Genomic DNA, 18219 nt, shown 5'->3' on the forward strand with positions numbered 1-18219 from the left:
CATCCTCCTCACAAGCTGAATTATGTGCACAGTCTGCAAGACTACCTTATTCATACTTATTGAACTAAGGACAAACTTAGAACCAGGAACGATCTATACTGCCATCTATCACCGCAAATAAAAAGGGAGCCGTAGCGGCTCCCCCAAGTGAGTTAAGAATGCCCTAAGGACATTTCAGACTCCCTATTTATAACGTATAAATACACCTATTAATTGAGCTCTCTACGGCCCTCCAACGCTTTGGACAGGGTAACCTCGTCGGCATACTCCAAATCTCCACCCACTGGCAATCCATGAGCAATACGAGTAACCTTGATTTCAAAAGGACGCACTAGGCGAGAAATGTACATGGCCGTGGCCTCTCCTTCAATGTTCGGGTTCGTAGCTAAAATCAGCTCCTTGACGCGTTCATCACTGAGTCTGTTCAGCAATTCCTTGAGTTTGATATCCTCAGGACCAATTCCCTCCATAGGAGATATCGCCCCATGAAGCACATGGTAAAAACCATTAAACTCTTTGGTACGCTCCATAGCCACCAAATCCTTGGAATCCTGAACAACACAAATGACGGAAGTATCCCTTGTCTTATCCTGACAGATCCGACAAGGATCCGTGTCCGTAATGTTGCCGCAGACTGAACAGAAGTGAAGATTGCGTTTTACATTGACCAGCGCTTTGGCAAAGTCAATCACATCATCTTCCTTCATTTTCAGTACGTGAAAAGCCAACCGGGCAGCCGTCTTCGGCCCTACTCCCGGCAGGCGCGTAAAAGCATCAATTAGCTTTGCAATCGGCTCCGGATAATACAATAGCGTGTTTCTCCTTTATGCAGCAGACTAGAACAAGCCCGGAATTTTCATCCCGCCTGTAAATTTACCCATATCATCATTAGCCAGTTCATCTGCTTTGGACAAAGCATCATTGACTGCAGTCAGCACAAGATCTTGCAGCATTTCTACATCATCAGGATCTACAGCTTCTGGTTTGATCGCGATGGACAACACTTTTTTATGTCCATTTACCTCCACCGTCACAACACCGCCGCCAGAAGTCCCTTCGATTACTTTTCCGCCAAGCTCCTCTTGGGCTTTCAGCATTTGTTCCTGCATTTTTTTCACTTGCTTCATCATTTGGTTCATATTGTTCATTTCAATCATCTCCTTTAATGAAGTATACATCTAGAAACTTGATTCAATCTTTAATGACTACTAGGTCTTCCCCGAAAAGTTGAATAGCTTCATCAATCCAGGGCTCCTTGGACTTTCCCGGCGCATCATGCTCCGGCTCCAGTTGCAATTCTTCGGCAGGCTGGTCGGAAACTCCTTCAATCGCAGCATTCCAATCCTTTTGCATCATCGTTACTAAACGATAAGGATGACCCAACTGCTCATGCAATACCTTCTCGATGACCTGCTTATTGGCAGGCTTTTCGGTAGTTTCACGATGAATATTGTTCTTAAATGCAACCAGCACACTGTCCTCTAACACAGAAACCGGCTCACCATCCATAAACCAAGCATGAACCGTAACTTTCGCCTCTTTTACCCCTTGCAAAATCTGGCTCCACTTACGTCCTGCTGCTGCGAATGCTTCGCTCGACTTCTCAGCGATATAGCGATCCAACTGAGAAGGAAGTTTGGCTGGCGCTGAAATCCGCGGAGCAGGGGCACGACCCCCGGAAGCCTGACGACCACCCGACGATGCTTCCTGTCCCGCTCCAACGCCCAATCCACCTTGCAGCGCGCGCTCCAGTTTCTTTTCGAGCTCAGCAAGCTGACGCTTCAACATTACCACATCTTCCTGATCAGCTGCAGCGCCAGAGCGTTGTGCGGTCGGCTGAGCAACAGTTCCTGCTTCCCCCGGAATACTGCACAGCTTCAATAGAGCTACCTCAAACAAGGTTTGTGGCTGTACGGCATATTTCATCTCGCTCTGATAACGATTAAGGGTGTCAATCATCGCAAAGAGTTGCTCCTTGGTGAAAGCATCTGCCACTTCCTTAAATCGCTCTGGATCCAGCACTCGCTCCGTCATTTTGGTCGCCTGAGGCACCATCTTGATCATTAGCAGATCTCGGAAATAGTACAGAAGATTCTCCATGCACTTATCCGCACTTTTACCTTCCTGCATAAAGTTCTCGATCATTTGTAGCACCGTGCCCACGTCTTCTTTCAGCAATGCCAAGGCAAGCTTACCGAATTGCTCGGACGCAATACCTCCCGTCATATCCAGCACCTGCTGATAAGTAACCCGACCATCTGTAAACGAGGATATCTGATCCAAAACGCTAACCGCATCTCGCATCCCGCCATCTGAAAGACGCGCAATGTACTGCAGTGCATCCGAATCAGCCTGTATGTTCTCCTGTTGACATATCAGGTCAAGCCGCTCTGTCTGTTCTTCCAGCGATACCCGCCGGAAGTCAAACCGCTGGCAACGTGAAATAATTGTCGCCGGAATCCGATGTGGTTCAGTCGTAGCCAATATGAACATCACGTGTGGCGGCGGCTCTTCCAGCGTCTTGAGCAGCGCGTTGAACGCTTCCGTCGTCAGCATGTGCACTTCATCAATGATATAAACCTTGTGCCGCACTTCTGTGGGCGCATATTTGACTTTATCGCGCAAATCACGAATCTCTTCAACGCCCCGGTTGGAGGCTGCATCAATCTCCTGTACATCCATGACCGCTCCGGCCGTGATCCGTTTACAGGCTTCGCATTCGTTGCAAGGTTCCGGCGCAGGTCCATGCTCACAGTTGATTGCCTTGGCCAAAATTTTGGCCGCACTCGTCTTACCTGTTCCTCGTGGACCGCTGAACAGGTAAGCATGGGACGTGCGATTTTCGCGGATGGCATTCTGCAATGTCTGGATAATATGCTGTTGTCCTACCATGTCCTTGAAAGCCTGCGGCCGCCAAGCACGGTACAACGCTATATGTTCCAATGCGCGTTACCCTCTTTCCCATTCACTTTCATGACCATTCATGGTCACTTCATTATACTATACTCCCGTCCGAATCTAAACCAGACACCTTCCAATTTATAAAACACAAAAAAACATCTTCGCAATGATTGCAAAGATGTTCTAATTACCAATGTATACCGTGCACCTGTTATTGATCGTTGTGATCCGAGCGGCAATCCTGAACAGCAACTCGAGCTAGGCAACCCTCCGGCACAAGAGTGGACCTGCTTATGGCTGCTTCCTTCCGGACCTGACCAGGTTCACAAGTACTCATTGCGGAGGACCCAGCCGTCAACATTGTGCGCAGGGACCAGCCTCACATCAACAACACCTCTAACAGGAATTCAACCTCGCTATAGCGGATTGCGAGTTACAGGGCACCGCTACCTCCCCATCTAGCACGGTGAAAATAAGTATATCTTAAGGCCGCATAAAAAGCAAATACACATTATTACAAAAAGAGCCCTCTGCAGTTGCAGAAGGCTCTAATAACTTTATAACCTGCGGTGATCCATTAGATACCGTATTTCTTTTTGAAACGATCCACGCGTCCACCAGCATCAATAAATTTCTGCTTGCCTGTGAAGAATGGGTGGCAGGCGGAGCAAATCTCCACACGCAGAGATCCTTTCACAGAACCAGTTTCAAACGAATTTCCGCAAGCACAAGTGACATTAGTTACGTTAAATTTTGGTTGAATAGCTTGTTGCATCGAACTTTCACCTCTTTCCGCCCTGAACGTCCTATCAGTCCAGAGTTGTATGAACACATGTTCACATTATAGCACTTGAATATGAGCGTTTCAACAACTCTTTTCTGCATTCAAAGATGGCGTAGAATAGGTGTGATTCAAGTTACATCAACCATTTTAGGCCTTGGCAAATTTGGGACGTGCCAGCCCTTGTGGGGGTACATGAGTGTAAGAACCGATGACTACATCAGGCAGTTCCTCACGATAAATCTCAAGCATTTGTTTCATGCCAAGAATCTCACCTTGAGCAGGTGGAATCAATTCCAGATAGCTTTCAGGATCAATATTCAAATTACGCATTTGAATCAGCTTGAGCTTAGTACGTTTGGCAAATTCAATCATTGCCTCAATTTCTTCCTCCCGGTCAGTTACACCCGGAAAAATCAAATAGTTAATCGACGTATATACTCCCTGCTCAGAAGCATAACGAAGTGATTTTTCCACATTAGCCAACGTGTAGCCGCGCGGCTTGTAATACGCATTGTAGTGATCGTCCAGTGCACTAATGGTACTAACGCGCATCAGATCAAGACCCGCATCCACGATTCCCCGGATATGATCGCTCAATCCAGCATTCGTATTGATATTGATGTATCCCATATCGGTAATGGAACGCACCTCTTTGATCGAATCAATAATCAGTTTGGCTTGTGTGGAAGGCTCACCTTCGCAACCTTGGCCAAAACTGATGATGGACTCCGGTGTCTTCAAATGTTCCAGCATAACTTCTACAATTTCTTCGACGCGAGGACGGAAGTTCATTCTTGTCTGCGGAGATACGAAACCACTGTCATCCGGCTGTTCAGATATACACCCAAAGCAACCCGCATTACAAGAATAAGATACCGGAACTCCTCCTTCCCAGCGATTCAGGAATGTGTTCGAGGAAGTAAGACATTCGTAGCCCAGCGCACAGTTTGACAAATGTTGGTACAGCCGATTTTCGGGATATTGCTCCGTCATCCGCTGCACACCCAATTTAACTTGATGACGGTCACAGTTTTCCGGATTCCACTTGGATGGACTGTCACTCTGCTCTGCCGTTACATAAAATGTCCCATCTTTCCAGACTACGGCCGAATAACCGAACAAGGGAAGTTTGTACTCCTTATCGGTCTTCACATATCCCGGCAGGCACAAGCGTGTAAAACCTTGCGGCAATAAAGCCCCTACTGCTTGCATATCTCCGGGAAGAGAAACCATTTCCCCTGTTTCAGGGTTCATACCGACCGGGCGAGTGCTGGGCAGGCTTACCAATGTAGCTCCTTCCGGTAACGGAATAAGCTCATCCTCCATGATTTCAACAATCATGTCTGCACTACGGGCAAGCCCATACAAAGAAGCATGATCATATACATTGCCTTTTTCGTCGGCATACACCAAATACATTATGGAGCTCCTTTCGCTCCGTTAAGCCTACGCCATTAACAAAATGAATGTAACGACTGTGTACTTACGGAACAGATAAAATACATGATGGGTTTTAGTTGGTTGTGGCCGGGACTGACGCTGTGGTAGAACGCGCAGTTCTCCGTTGTTGCCCACCAGAACTGCTTTGCGAGCCACTGGAAGAAGGTGCCGTCAAATCAAACGAAGCCAAAAACTCAGCATTAGTTTTGCTATTACGCAGCTTTTTGAGGAAGCCTTCCACAAAATCATGGCTTTCCGTCATATTTTTACGAATGGCCCAGATGGTATCCAATTCTTCCTTATTCAACAACACTTCCTCACGGCGCGTGCCGGAACGACGAATATCAATCGCAGGAAAGATACGACGTTCTGCCAGCTTACGGTCCAAATGCAGCTCCATGTTGCCTGTACCCTTAAACTCCTCATAGATGATATCGTCCATGCGTGATCCTGTGTCAATCAGCGCTGTAGCAAGAATCGTCAAACTACCGCCTTCCTCCACATTCCGAGCCGCACCAAAAAAGCGCTTTGGACGGTGAAATGCCGCCGGATCAATACCCCCGCTCAAAGTACGACCAGAAGGAGGGATAACGAGATTGTACGCACGAGCCAAACGTGTGATGCTATCCAGCAGGATGACAACATCCTTTTTATGTTCTACGAGACGCAATGCACGCTCCAACACGAGTTCTGCCACTTTGATGTGATTTTCAGGAAGTTCGTCAAATGTAGAGGCCACAACTTCACCTTTAACGGAACGCTGCATGTCGGTCACTTCTTCGGGTCGTTCATCAATCAACAAGACAAAAAGCTCGATCTCGGGATTGTTGGTAGAAATGCTATTGGCAATTTCTTTGAGGAGAAGCGTCTTCCCAGCTTTGGGAGGTGCTACAATGAGTCCGCGCTGTCCAAGTCCGACAGGGGCCAGTACATCCATAATTCTCGTAGACAAATGGTTGGGGGAAGTTTCAAGGACTAATTTGGTTTGCGGATACAGTGGAGTCAGTGCAGGAAAATGTAGCCGCTCAGCAGCTTGCTCAGGACTTCTTCCATTGACGGCGTTAACTTGAAGCAATCCAAAATATCGTTCATTCTCTTTTGGCGTTCGGCATTTACCGGAAACAAGATCGCCTGTCCTCAAGTCAAACTTGCGGATTTGTGAAGCAGAGATGTAAATATCTTCGGTACTCGGGAGATAATTGATCGGCCTCAGAAAGCCGTAACCTTCGGGAAGGATTTCCAGAACCCCCTGCATAAACATCAATCCGCTCTTCTCAGCTTGTGCGCGCAGAATGGCGAAAATTAATTCTTTCTTTTTGAGCGTTCCGTAGTACGGGATCTGGTATTGCTTGGCCAGCTTGTACAGGTCGGTCAGCTTCATTTCTTCCAGATCGGAAATTTGCAGATCCATATAATAACCACCTATTCAATTATTAAGTCCATTCATACATCTAAATGATAGACAATGATATCATAAACACCATTAACATAATTTTAACCAAAACAAATAAAGTTATGCAGCCACCTGCCTGGATTATACCGAATTATTCCGGTTTTCCGATAAAAGATTGTTAGGTATGAACCACAATCATTTATCAAGCAGCGGCTGCATAGGTGTTGCCCGTTCTATTGCTTTCGTTCCGGGAGTTCAAAAAAACTGCATGGTTTAATTATTCAGTTTGCCGCCATACATCCGCGCCCAAAAGACGCAGGTTGGAGACAAGGTGATCATAACCACGGTCAATGTACTCGACACCCGTCACCTCGGTTACGCCTTCGCTTACTGTAAGTCCAGCAATGACAAGGGCCGCTCCGGCGCGCAGATCTGCCGCTTTTACTTTAGCTGCATTCAGTTGACCACCCTCTATAATGGCGGACCGACCCTCAACGCGAATTTTAGCCCCCATTCGCACCAGCTCAGGGACGTGTTTAAAACGATTGCTGTACACAAAATCGCTCAATACACTGACACCCTGTGCTTGGGTAAGCAAGCTGGTCATGGGAGATTGTAAATCTGTGGCGAATCCGGGGTATATCAAGGCTTTAACGTCGACATGATCATAGGAAGGTGCACCCAGTACGCGAATACTTTCATCATATTCCTCGATGCCGATGCCCATTTCCTGCATTTTTGCAGTGAGAGCCTCCATATGTTTGGGGATTACGTTGTCAATCAATACATTTCCACGGGTTGCCGCAGCGGCAATCATATATGTGCCTGCTTGTATACGGTCAGGTATGATCGAATGACGGCAGCCATGCAGCTCCGACACACCTTCAATTCGAATCGTTTCCGTACCGGCGCCTTTAATAATGGCCCCCATGGAGTTTAAAAGGGTTGCTACATCTATAATCTCAGGCTCTTTAGCCGCATTTTCGATAATTGTGGCGCCTTTGGCACGTGCTGCCGCCAGCATAATATTAATGGTAGCGCCTACGCTGCTAACATCCAAATAAATTTTGGTTCCGCGCAATTCTTTGGCGTGCAAATGAATAGCGCCATGCTCGTTCGTAACCGTGGCACCCAGCGCTTCAAAACCTTTGATATGCTGATCAATGGGCCGGGGTTCGAAATTGCACCCTCCTGGCAAACCGATGATCGCTTCCTTGAATCTGCCCAGCATGGCTCCCATCATATAATAAGAGGCTCGTAATTTCTTAACAGGCCCATTCGGCATAGGAATGGATTTAATAGAGGAAGGATCTATTTTCATCTGGCTACCTTCCCAGGTAACCGTTGCACCAAGTTCCTCTAGTATTTCGGAATACACCGCCACATCACTCAACAGTGGCAAATTGTCCAAAATGACTTCCGACTCTGCCAGAATGGCTGCGGGAATCAAGGCGATGGCACTGTTTTTGGCACCGCTGATGGAAACTGTACCTTGAAGCGGCCGTCCACCGGTGATCATCAATTTTTCCATAAGCTTGAGGGTCCCCCTACGTGTTTTGCAGTCGGTCAAACAATAATCTCAAATCATAAACTTTTAACTTTTTTAGTGGTGAAAATGGAAAGACACCGGCTAAGCGGTGTGCTTTCCATACCAAACTATTCAACTGTACAGATTTAAATATTTTGTGCAGCAGAACTACAGCTACAACTAAGAAATACATCTAGCCTGTGCAGACGCACGACCAGTTTAATTCATTATTACGCTTTGTTGTTGGAACCGAACTCACGAATTTTACCGATAACGGTTTGTTTAATCGCTTCACGACCTGGAGCGATGAATGTACGTGGGTCATAAGCATCCGGTTTCTCAGCAAGAACTTCACGAACCACTTTCGCAAATACGATTTGGTTCTCAGTGTTTACATTGATTTTGGAAGTTCCCAGGGAGATTGCTTTTTTAATGTCATGTGTTGGGATACCAGTACCACCGTGCAGAACGAGTGGAAGTTTGATTGCATTGCAGATCTCTTCCATTTCTTTGAAGCCGAGGTTTGGCTCGCCTTTGTAAGGTCCGTGTACGGAACCCAGTGCAGGTGCCAGTGTATCGATACCTGTTTCGTTAACGATACGCAGACAGTCGTCCAACTTAGCGTACATTACGTCGCCGACAACATCATCCTCTTGACCGCCAACCATTCCAACTTCAGCTTCAACGGAAACGCCTTTGGAATGAGCATATTCTACCACTTTTTTCGTTGTAGCAATGTTTGTGTCGATTGGGCTGTGGGAATCGTCAATCATAACGGATGTGAAACCAGCGTCGATAGCTTCTTTACATTTTTCAAAGCTGGAACCGTGGTCCAAATGGATCGCAACTGGAACGGTGATTTTCATGTCATGAATAAGACCTTCTACCATTTTAACAACAGTGTAGAATCCGCCCATGTGACGTGCTGCGCCTTCAGAAACGCCCAAGATTACTGGGGATTTTTCTTCTTCAGCAGCGCCCAAAATAGCTTGAGTCCACTCGAGGTTATTAATGTTGTATTGACCTACTGCATATTTTCCTTCGAGTGCTTTGTTCAACATGTCTTTCATAGATACCAATGGCATGGTTACAGTCCTCCTAAAGGTGTTTGGGTTTGTCTATATTTTAGCCGACATCACATACGGGCTTATTATACCACAACCCATGTTAAATACTAAACAAGCTTTTGCATATCAACACATACAAAAATCACGCCCAGGACGCCGTTTTTCCATAGAATTGTATAAGGAGAGGATTTACTTTCAGTATTTCCCATAATCACAAACAAAAAACCCTGTTGTGTTAACAGAGTTCTCAACCATAGCGACTCACCTAGTCACCTCTGAGTTGTTTGTTCACAGCGATCCGCATTTCGTCAATATCAAAGGGCTTGGTAAAATGCATTAGCGCACCTAGCTCCGTCGCCTCTTTAATCATGTCCAGTTCTCCATATGCTGTCATCATAATAACCTTGATATCGGGATTCATGGTTTTTAGATGCTTCAGAATTTCGAGTCCGTCCATACCTGGAATTTTCATATCGAGCAGAACTAGATCAGGCGGTTCCTTCTCAACAATTTCAAGTGCAATTTTCCCGTTCGCCGCCTGAAAGGTCTCATAACCCTCACTTCCGAACACTTCCATCAGTAAAATCCGTATTCCATTCTGGTCATCGACGATTAATACTTTCTTCTTTTCCAATGTTTTAACCTCCTAAGATCTTAAAACGAGGATCATGCAGCTATTGCCATAACAGCGTCCGATGACGTACAATATCCGTCCCATACCTAAAACTATATTCGCTCCTGCAAAAAGAAAATCCTTCTCTTATAGATAATTGTGGAATATTCTTTCATAATCAGGAAGCATGGGATAAAAAAAAGACCTCCCTGAGGAGGTCTTACAAGCCGTAGCATTAAGCTTGAAGCTGCAATGCTGCCTTTACAAATTCACGGAACAAAGGCTGTGGACGATTCGGACGGGAAGTAAATTCTGGATGGAACTGTACCGCCAGGAACCATGGATGCTCAGGAAGCTCCACAATTTCCACCAAGCGTCCATCCGGTGAAGTACCGGAAATACGAAGACCTGCTTTTTCAATAACTTCACGATATTCGTTATTGAATTCGTACCGATGACGGTGTCTTTCGTACACCAGCTCGTCGTTGTAGCAAGCCGAAGCCAGGGAACCTTCCGCCAGTTTGCATGGATACAAACCAAGACGCATCGTACCGCCCAAATCTTCGATGTCTTTTTGGTCAGGAAGCAAGTCAATGACAGGATAATCAGTAGCCGGGTTAATTTCCGAGCTGTTGGCTCCTTCGAGACCAGCCAGGGAACGGGCAACCTCAATGACAGATACCTGCATACCCAGACAAATGCCGAAGAACGGAATTTTTTGCTCCCGCGCATAACGGATGGTACTAATTTTGCCTTCAATTCCGCGATCGCCGAAGCCACCCGGTACGAGAATGCCGCCAATGCCGCCCAGCATGTCAGCTACGTTCTCGTCCGTCACTTCTTCAGCGTTCACCCAACGGATTTTTACGTCTGCATTCGCATCAAATCCAGCGTGGGAAAGTGATTCAACCACACTTAAGTAAGCATCATGTAATGCAACATATTTACCAACAATAGCAATCTCAACCGTTTTATCCAGCTTGCTGATTCGATCAACTAACCCTTCCCATTCGGTCATATCTGGTGCAGGTGTTGTCAGCTTCAGATGGTTAACTACGATTTCGTCCAAGCCTTCTTCGCGCAGGTTCAACGGAACCTCGTAGAGGGTTGAAGCATCGCGGCATTCTACCACTGCATTCGCATCAATATCGCAGAACAATGCAATTTTAGCCTTCATATCGGAGGACAGTTCATGCTCTGTACGGCAAACAATGACATTCGGTTGGATGCCGATGCTGCGCAGTTCTTTTACACTGTGCTGAGTTGGTTTGGTTTTAACCTCACCAGCAGCTTTAATATAAGGAATGAGCGTTACGTGAATGTACATCACATTCTCGCGCCCAACTTCGCTTTTGAGCTGACGAATAGCTTCCAAAAATGGCAAGCTTTCAATATCGCCCACAGTACCGCCGATTTCTGTAATAATGACGTCCGAACCTGCTTCACGGCCTGCACGGTACACGCGTTCCTTGATTTCGTTCGTAATATGAGGGATAACCTGCACCGTACCGCCCAAATATTCTCCGCGACGCTCTTTGCTGATTACGCTGGAATATACCTTGCCTGTTGTGACATTGCTGTTCTTGGACAGATTAATATCAATAAAGCGCTCATAGTGTCCCAAGTCAAGGTCCGTTTCCGCACCATCATCCGTTACAAACACTTCACCGTGCTGGTAAGGACTCATCGTACCCGGATCGACATTCAGGTAAGGATCAAATTTTTGAATCGTTACCTTCAGTCCCCTGTTCTTCAAAAGCCTCCCCAGTGAAGCTGCCGTAATCCCTTTGCCCAAGGAAGACACAACCCCGCCTGTCACAAAAATATACTTTGTCACTGTTCAAAACCCTCCTAGATAAGATGCAAAATTCAGGCGACATTATGATGTTATCGTAACCCGTTTGCACGGATTATCATCCATGAAGAAGGCAGCGGAATCATTTTCCATGTCCGCCGCCCTTAGCCCTCTTTCATGAGTGAAAACACCCCTATAAAAAACAAAAAAGCACTCCCGTAGTACGGGGCACTTTTATACAAAAAGCAAACATATAAGTGAATCAATCATAAGCCCAAGCAATAGTTTACCCCGTGTCCAATCCGCTGTCAAGGAAGTTATCTGTGTTAATTTGTCCATTGAACCAGATTGGAGAGAATCCACCTGAAAGCTTTAAATCAGAAGAGGTTTTCAAGAGAATGGTCATGAAAAAGGGGAGAACTCATCTCCCCTTGTAGCCTGTTCCTAACGAAGCGAATCGTCGTCTTCCGTCGACTCATCGTCATTTTCATCTTCTGAATCTTCCTCATCACTGAGGTCTTCATCGTCTATAACCACGTCTTCATCACTATCATCATCATCTTCTTCTCCGTCGAACAGCTCATCTTCGCCATCCTCGTCTTCGCTATCTGCATCGAAGTCGTCATCAGAGTTGTATGTTTCTTCTTCCTCATGATAGTCATCTTCATCGTCATCGTCTTCGTCGTTAATAATACGAGGACGCTTGGCTCCTGTCAGGGCATCTTCGGATTTATCTACCGGATACCAACGTTTCAAGCCCCACAGATTCGTACCGACACAGGCAAAACGCCCGTCAATGTTGATTTCAGTATATAGCTGAGCAATAACGTCATTAATTTCTTCGTCGGAAAAGCCACGCAATTTGGCGACTTCCTTCATCAGGTCACGGTAATAATACGGAGTATTGGCTGCTTTCAATACCATAAATGCCAAATCCACCATTGGAGTCTCGTGGACTTTCTCCGGGTCAATCTTCAAGTTGAGTGGGGTACTCACCTAGGGACACTTCCTCTCACACGTAATTCACAAGAACATGTTTCAGAGCATACACGATACATGCAATACTAACATATCCATTATCAAAACTAAGTAAAACCTATTTGGAAGCAAATTGCAAGTTAAAGATGGGTATCGTCATAATTTCCAGGAATATCCCTATAAACAAGACGGCATACATAAAAAGACGGGGTCCCCCCCGTCTTCGACTGTACCCGCTCCGGGAGAACCCCCCAAAGTTGTTGCACAAGAGCTTATGCCCTCCATGTATCGTATGTGTCCACGGCCACTTTGACACGACAAGCAGGCCTATTTCCATAAAAAAGGGGCAGGTTTCCCATGCCGCAGCTGACGCTTGCTCATACAATACCTCAGCATGGCTCATCGGAGGGGGACCGTCTCAAATGGACTATCCGGATTTTTTGCAGCGTTTGCATGAGGGTATTTCGGAGCCGTCCGGCAGTGGACGGAACAAACAGATCATCACGTTCGATAAGCCTCACCAATACCGGGAATGCCTGTCCTATCTCAGGAAGCTGAAACCCGAGCTTGCGGGATTACGGCAAGTACAACCGGCCCGACTAATCCGCGCTTTAATCGCTCCGCTTTCAGGGGGAGACAGGCTAGGCAAATATCACAACGGTGTTACCGTTGAAGAAGATACCCGCATGAAGGTCCACGCTGAAACTGCTCATATACCAAAAGTAGAGAAGAACCTTTCCATGCCATGGGGAGTCAAACAGGTACGTGCATACAAGGCTTGGCCTTCCTCGACAGGGAATCGGGTCAGAATCGGTGTGATCGACACAGGAGCAGATTTTCAACATCCTGATCTTCGTCATTCTCTCGCCAGAGGTATTAATTTGCTTAACCGAACCATGCTACCCTATGACGATAACGGCCATGGTACTCATATTGCTGGAACTATCGCGGCGTCTAACTATGATGAAGGTATGGTCGGCGTAGCACCACGGGCTTTAATTCATCCCGTAAAAGCATTTGATCATAATGGAGCCGCCTACGTCTCCGATATCATTCTTGGCATCGACTGGTGTGTATTAAATCGTGTCGATATCATCAATATGAGCTTTGGTATGAAGTCGCGTAGCAAGGCACTACTAGATATGGTGAATAAAGCATATCATAACGGCATCGTGATTGTAGCGTCCTCGGGAAATGAGGGCAAGCGCCGAAGTATTGACTATCCAGCCCGCTATTCCCAGACGATTTCGGTGGGGGCTACTGACAAATACAGACGCATTGCACCTTTCAGCAACCGAGGGCAATTTGTAGACGTGTACGCACCTGGCGAAAAGATTACCTCCTCCTGGATCCATGGCAAGCATCACGAAATGAGCGGTACCTCTATGGCTACTTCCCATGTGACCGGAAGCATTGCACTTCTCCTTTCACTGAGACCGGAACTGGAGCCTGGAGAAATCAAAGCACTGCTTAAGCGTACCGCCACACCGCTACGCCTGCGTAAAAGCGCTGGACGTAGCTCTATCTCCACCAAACTTGGAGAAGTCGATGCCTTCCGATTGATGCAGGAGGGCACAAAGTGAATGATGTTGCTAAACCTCTAGTGTAGCGCCCGGCTCCAGAGAATGAACTTTTCTGGCAGAACCTTCACACCCACTATTTCCTCCTCTTATCAACTCATCTCGTACCAGGTCAGTCTGCAGCTTTGGTGCATGAACGAGTACAACCTGTTTGCTAGGCAGATCCTTTAACATTTGCCGCACATCTGATAATCCCTGATGCACCTTGTAAATCAAATGCCGAGCTACACAGCTGTCATTTTGATCTGCACGTTCCAACAGATGTTTGCCAAAAGAACCATGTGGAGCATACCCGGTCAATATAACACTGTTGCTGATTCTTTCTCCGCTTTCATTACCCTCCCCCATGTTGCGGTTATCCGATAGATACTGATAGTACCAGCGCGCCTGTGGGGAATCCATCATGCCGTCTCTTGTTATGATAATAGCCGTTGGGTTCTGTTCCAGCAGACTCACTCGTTCCGCAGCATCACGAGGCACGAAGACCCTGTCACTGTTTAGCACATGTTTTATTCGCGCTGGAGCTTCCGGACGCAGCCATTCTTTCCAGCGTTTTAACTGTTTCAATCCCTGCCATATGTCGTGCTCTACAATCATTGCCTGTGCAGGGAATTGCTCGCTAGCCCATACGATCATGTCCTGTCCTCTACCAAAGGCAGGCACCGGCAACAACACATGACCACCGGACAATAATATCCGCCCCATCTCGACCCTCAGCCGCTCCAACTTAACAGGCTGCGGGTCTATATCCATGCCATAGGCATTGTCCATAATGGATATGTCCGCTAGGTTGGGCTCTGACTTCCATTCAGGCAGGTCATGCAGCCCCTCCCCAACACCCAAGTCTGGCGCATCGGCAGCAAGAAGCTCAGATTCACGGCTGTAATCTCCAGAAAAAAACAACCGCTTCCCTTCCATTTCTACCGCATACCACACTGCACCAGCCAAATGTCCACTGCGTCCCCACATGATTCTCACACCCGGACAAGCCTCAAGCCATTCTCCTGCTGGCCCTTCATCTTCCAGATAGCGATAAGCAATGGATTGGATATCCTGTACGTCGTATGGCAATTCGGCTCCTCTCGATTCAACATAAGTATGCCAGGAGCGAAAATAGGAGCCTAGCTGCTCAGCGGTGGCCTTGGTCGTCCAGACCTCCCCTTGGTATCCATACTTGTACAGTAAGGGGAGTGCCATGGAATGATCCTCATGTGCATGAGACAGTAATACAGTGGTCAGTCCCTCCGCCCTTTGCGGCGGAAAAACCGGATATTGTCCGGTTCCTTCCTTTTTCACGCCACAATCCAGCATGACGCGATGCTGCTTTCCTTCAAAAACATAGCAGGAGCGGCCATGTTCGCCCGCTCCTCCCCAAATCCTAAGCTTGGTCATGATCATTTCCACTTTCTTTGCGAGTTTAAGCTTTCCATTAAGATCAGCAGCAGTGTGGTCATTCCGACCGATATGACGGCCATCGCCATCCCAAGTGACACCTGTCCCTGCTCAAATTGTGCAAAGATGTAGGTTGCAGACGTCTGAACAGATGGCGGCAAAATCAGCAACGATCCTACCAGCTCGCGTGAAGCAATGGTAAATGTCATCATCCAACCAGCGAGCATTCCCGGTATAATCAGCGGCAGCACAATCCGGCGGAATATGTAAGACGGTCGCCCGCCAAATACCTGTCCCGCCTGAAAAAGGCCAGTGTCCACCTGCGTAAAGGCGCTTTTGACATACTGCACCGTATAAGGAACAAACAAGATAACATACGTCAGAATAACCATGCCGTATGTGTTATACAAAGGGATCGGCATCCATGGTGAGTTCCACCACAAAATCAGGCCGACCACCATAACAATTCCCGGCACCGTATTCGGAAGCAAGCTAAATGCATCAACCGTCCGTTGAATTCTTGTGCGTGAGCCGCCAATGACAAGCGCAAACCAAGTGCCCAGCACCACAGCAAGCGTCGAAGCGCCCAAAGAGAGAAATACGCTGTTCAGGAGCGCCTCCATGCTCTCTGATCCCCAAGACAGCAGTTCCTTGTAAGAGTCGAGCGTCAAATTATCCCAGGCAAGCCCAATTCCCCTCAGCTTCATCGTCGAGGCTGAAAGAATTGAAAAATAAGGAATGCCAATGGATGCAATGAGCAACAATAGAATGAATGCAACACTCAGCCCCGTAGTCAAGCCGGATATACGAAGACGGGACGGACGCGAACCTTTACCACCTACCAGCCTGTACGTAAACTTTCGGTTGATCACCGATTGCGCATACCACATGAGCAGGCAGGCGGTTAACAGCACCGAGGCCATTGACGTCGCTTTGCCAAAATCTATGGGCCAGCTGGAGATATATTTGTGAATTTCCGAAGTCATGACCTCATACCCGATCCGTCGCCCAAAGGTAGCGGGGGTGCCAAACTCGGCAATTGTTTTAACGAAAATGAGTAACGCGCCCATTCCGTAAGCTGAAAGCAGCAGCGGTAAAATGATTCGACGGAATCTGTACAGAAAGCCACCGCCCATTACGGCACCCGCCTCTTCCAGGCTCCCGCCAATCCTTACCAGCGCCCCGCGCAGCAGGAGGTACAGGAATGGGAACAGATGCAGGCTCATGATCATCACCATGCCACCAAGGCTGAAGAAGGACGGCGCTAAAAAATGTAGACCCGGGAACAACTGCTCCAGATATCCGTTTTTTTGCATAAACAGAATCCAGCCCATGGAACCGATATAGGGAGGAGTCATAAACGGAATCAGCAACAGGATATCCAACCAGCGCCAGTGTGCAAGACGAGTGTTGGACATGATCCAGGCTAGCGGAAGTGCAAGTACCGTTGTTCCTGCAATCACACAGATACCAAGCCAAATCGAGCTGAATAGCACTCCTGCAAATTGTGAAGCAGCTAACGTTCGAAAAGGCGCATCCCATTGAAATTTTTCATCAACATATACACTTTGGATAAAGATTTGCAGCAACGGCATCACAATCAGGAAAAGAAGCGCGATCAGAGCCAGCGTCAGACACCACGCTCTGATGTGTTTAACGGATAAGCCTCCCATCGGCTTACTTGAACATTTGCGTGAACTTCTCCGTCACGTCTGATCCGTGCTCACCCATCCACTCCCAATTGGTTTTCAACAATGGAATCTCGTCCAGATTGGCACGCTTGTCGGCTTTGACATCCGTGCGGCCCGGGAGTAAGGAGGCGTCTGCTACTAGTTTCTGCGCCTCGTCCGACAACAGATAATCAATGAATGCTTTCGCATTCTGCTCATGCTGCGTTGACTTGAGAATTGCGGCAGGACGTGGGCTGATGACCGTTCCCTCTGTCGGATAGACAATGTCAATCGGCTCGCCTTTGGCTTTAGCCTTGTATGTCATGTAATCGACCGCAGCGACGACTATACCTTTAGCTCCGGTAATTACGGGGTCCAGCGCTTCCTGATTGGCACCAGCCATAGCAACACCGTTAGCCTTGTACTGCTCGAACAACGTCCAGCCTCCATCGCCCTTGGCACTCAGATAGCCTGTCATAAAATCCAACGCTGAGCCGGACAGGGATGGATCGGGAATATTAACCTGATCCTTGTACTCAGGCTTCGCCAAATCAGCCCATGAAGTTGGTGGTGTTTTTACCAGCTTCGTGTTATACGCAATGCCCAGAGCAGAAGCACTGGTACTGAAGTAGTTGCCCTCCTTATCGGACCAGTCTGGATTTAGCTTGTCTGCGTTCTTGGCTTCCGGGTAAGGCAGCGTAAGTCCTTCCTTTTTCAAGCCTTGTACAGATGGAAGCGATGCTAGTACAACCACGTCCGCTACCGGATTCGTCTTCTCAGCTTCCATGCGGGCCAAAATTTTCCCTGTCGTTCCCTGGAACAACTCTACCTTCACTCCGCTCTGCGCCTCATACCCTGCTACCAGCTTTTTCGCCAGTCCATCCGGGCCTGCGCTGTAGACCACCAGCTTCTGATCGGTGGATGCCGCCTCAGCTTGTCCTGCTGATCCATTAGCTGGCGCCCCATCCTTGGATGGCGTTGCTGTTCCGCAACCCGCCACAGCGAGTCCAAAAGTCAATGTTAATGCGAGCATCGTCCCTTTTTTCCATCCTGTACGAAAAACATGCCTATTCATCTT

At 47.5% G+C, this 18219-nt stretch carries 15 protein-coding genes and 1 other RNA gene; 1 reads left to right on the top strand and 15 read right to left on the bottom strand.

Features of this window, described 5'->3' with window-relative positions:
* Window positions 1-209: 209 nt before the first annotated feature.
* From recR to rpoE, 12 genes are all read right to left on the bottom strand, one after another.
* A complete protein-coding gene (gene recR, locus ACQW03_RS10435; RefSeq protein ID WP_013308227.1) occupies window positions 210-809 on the bottom strand; it encodes a recombination mediator RecR in 600 nt (199 codons plus the stop codon).
* 27 nt (window positions 810-836) lie between these two features.
* Window positions 837-1148: a YbaB/EbfC family nucleoid-associated protein gene (locus ACQW03_RS10440; protein ID WP_220030550.1), complete on the bottom strand. Its 312-nt coding sequence runs from the start codon at window positions 1146-1148 to the stop codon at window positions 837-839.
* 43 nt (window positions 1149-1191) lie between these two features.
* The gene (gene dnaX, locus ACQW03_RS10445; protein ID WP_104494814.1) at window positions 1192-2943 is read right to left on the bottom strand and encodes a DNA polymerase III subunit gamma/tau; all 1752 of its coding nucleotides are present in this window, start codon (window positions 2941-2943) and stop codon (window positions 1192-1194) included.
* Between the two features lie 158 nt (window positions 2944-3101).
* Window positions 3102-3368: signal recognition particle sRNA large type (ffs, locus tag ACQW03_RS10450), an RNA gene on the bottom strand.
* 110 nt (window positions 3369-3478) lie between these two features.
* The gene (rpmE, locus tag ACQW03_RS10455) at window positions 3479-3676 is read right to left on the bottom strand and encodes a 50S ribosomal protein L31 (RefSeq protein WP_071639069.1); all 198 of its coding nucleotides are present in this window, start codon (window positions 3674-3676) and stop codon (window positions 3479-3481) included.
* Window positions 3677-3832: 156 nt separating this feature from the next.
* Window positions 3833-5104, bottom strand: a complete 1272-nt coding sequence (locus tag ACQW03_RS10460; RefSeq protein ID WP_441949611.1) for a radical SAM protein — start codon at window positions 5102-5104, stop codon at window positions 3833-3835.
* Between the two features lie 94 nt (window positions 5105-5198).
* On the bottom strand, window positions 5199-6536 hold the full coding sequence (gene rho, locus ACQW03_RS10465) for a transcription termination factor Rho (RefSeq protein ID WP_069080583.1): 1338 nt from the start codon (window positions 6534-6536) through the stop codon (window positions 5199-5201).
* A gap of 259 nt (window positions 6537-6795) precedes the next feature.
* Window positions 6796-8049 (bottom strand): UDP-N-acetylglucosamine 1-carboxyvinyltransferase, encoded by a 1254-nt coding sequence (locus ACQW03_RS10470; RefSeq protein ID WP_071639068.1) that lies wholly within the window; start codon window positions 8047-8049, stop codon window positions 6796-6798.
* Window positions 8050-8276: 227 nt separating this feature from the next.
* Window positions 8277-9131 carry a class II fructose-1,6-bisphosphate aldolase gene (gene fba, locus ACQW03_RS10475; protein ID WP_013308219.1) on the bottom strand — a complete coding sequence of 285 codons (855 nt, stop codon included), beginning with the start codon at window positions 9129-9131 and terminating at the stop codon, window positions 8277-8279.
* 247 nt (window positions 9132-9378) lie between these two features.
* Window positions 9379-9747, bottom strand: a complete 369-nt coding sequence (locus ACQW03_RS10480) for a response regulator (RefSeq protein WP_013308218.1) — start codon at window positions 9745-9747, stop codon at window positions 9379-9381.
* 214 nt (window positions 9748-9961) lie between these two features.
* Window positions 9962-11563 (bottom strand): CTP synthase, encoded by a 1602-nt coding sequence (locus ACQW03_RS10485; RefSeq protein WP_071639067.1) that lies wholly within the window; start codon window positions 11561-11563, stop codon window positions 9962-9964.
* Window positions 11564-11965: 402 nt separating this feature from the next.
* Window positions 11966-12517, bottom strand: coding sequence for a DNA-directed RNA polymerase subunit delta (gene rpoE / locus ACQW03_RS10490; protein ID WP_013308216.1), 552 nt, complete (start codon window positions 12515-12517; stop codon window positions 11966-11968).
* A gap of 404 nt (window positions 12518-12921) precedes the next feature.
* Here rpoE and ACQW03_RS10495 point away from each other — a divergent pair, with 404 nt between their 5' ends.
* Entirely contained in the window at window positions 12922-14082 is a 1161-nt protein-coding gene (locus ACQW03_RS10495) for a S8 family peptidase (protein WP_025718442.1), read from the top strand.
* A 9-nt stretch (window positions 14083-14091) separates the two neighbouring features.
* Here the strand turns inward: ACQW03_RS10495 and ACQW03_RS10500 are convergent, their stop codons facing one another.
* Genes ACQW03_RS10500 through ACQW03_RS10510 form a run of 3 tightly spaced genes read right to left on the bottom strand, consistent with a single transcriptional unit; the run spans window position 14092 to window position 18216 of the window.
* Entirely contained in the window at window positions 14092-15477 is a 1386-nt protein-coding gene (locus ACQW03_RS10500; RefSeq protein WP_441949616.1) for an MBL fold metallo-hydrolase, read from the bottom strand.
* Complete coding sequence (locus ACQW03_RS10505; protein WP_441949618.1) at window positions 15474-17144, bottom strand: ABC transporter permease; 1671 nt, start codon at window positions 17142-17144, stop codon at window positions 15474-15476. Before ACQW03_RS10505 ends, ACQW03_RS10500 begins: the two co-directional genes overlap by 4 nt.
* A gap of 4 nt (window positions 17145-17148) precedes the next feature.
* Window positions 17149-18216 carry an ABC transporter substrate-binding protein gene (locus ACQW03_RS10510; RefSeq protein ID WP_220030547.1) on the bottom strand — a complete coding sequence of 356 codons (1068 nt, stop codon included), beginning with the start codon at window positions 18214-18216 and terminating at the stop codon, window positions 17149-17151.
* Window positions 18217-18219 lie beyond the last annotated feature (3 nt).

Source organism: Paenibacillus sp. DRB1-1 (assembly GCF_052119485.1).
GTDB lineage: Bacteria > Bacillota > Bacilli > Paenibacillales > Paenibacillaceae > Paenibacillus > Paenibacillus polymyxa_B.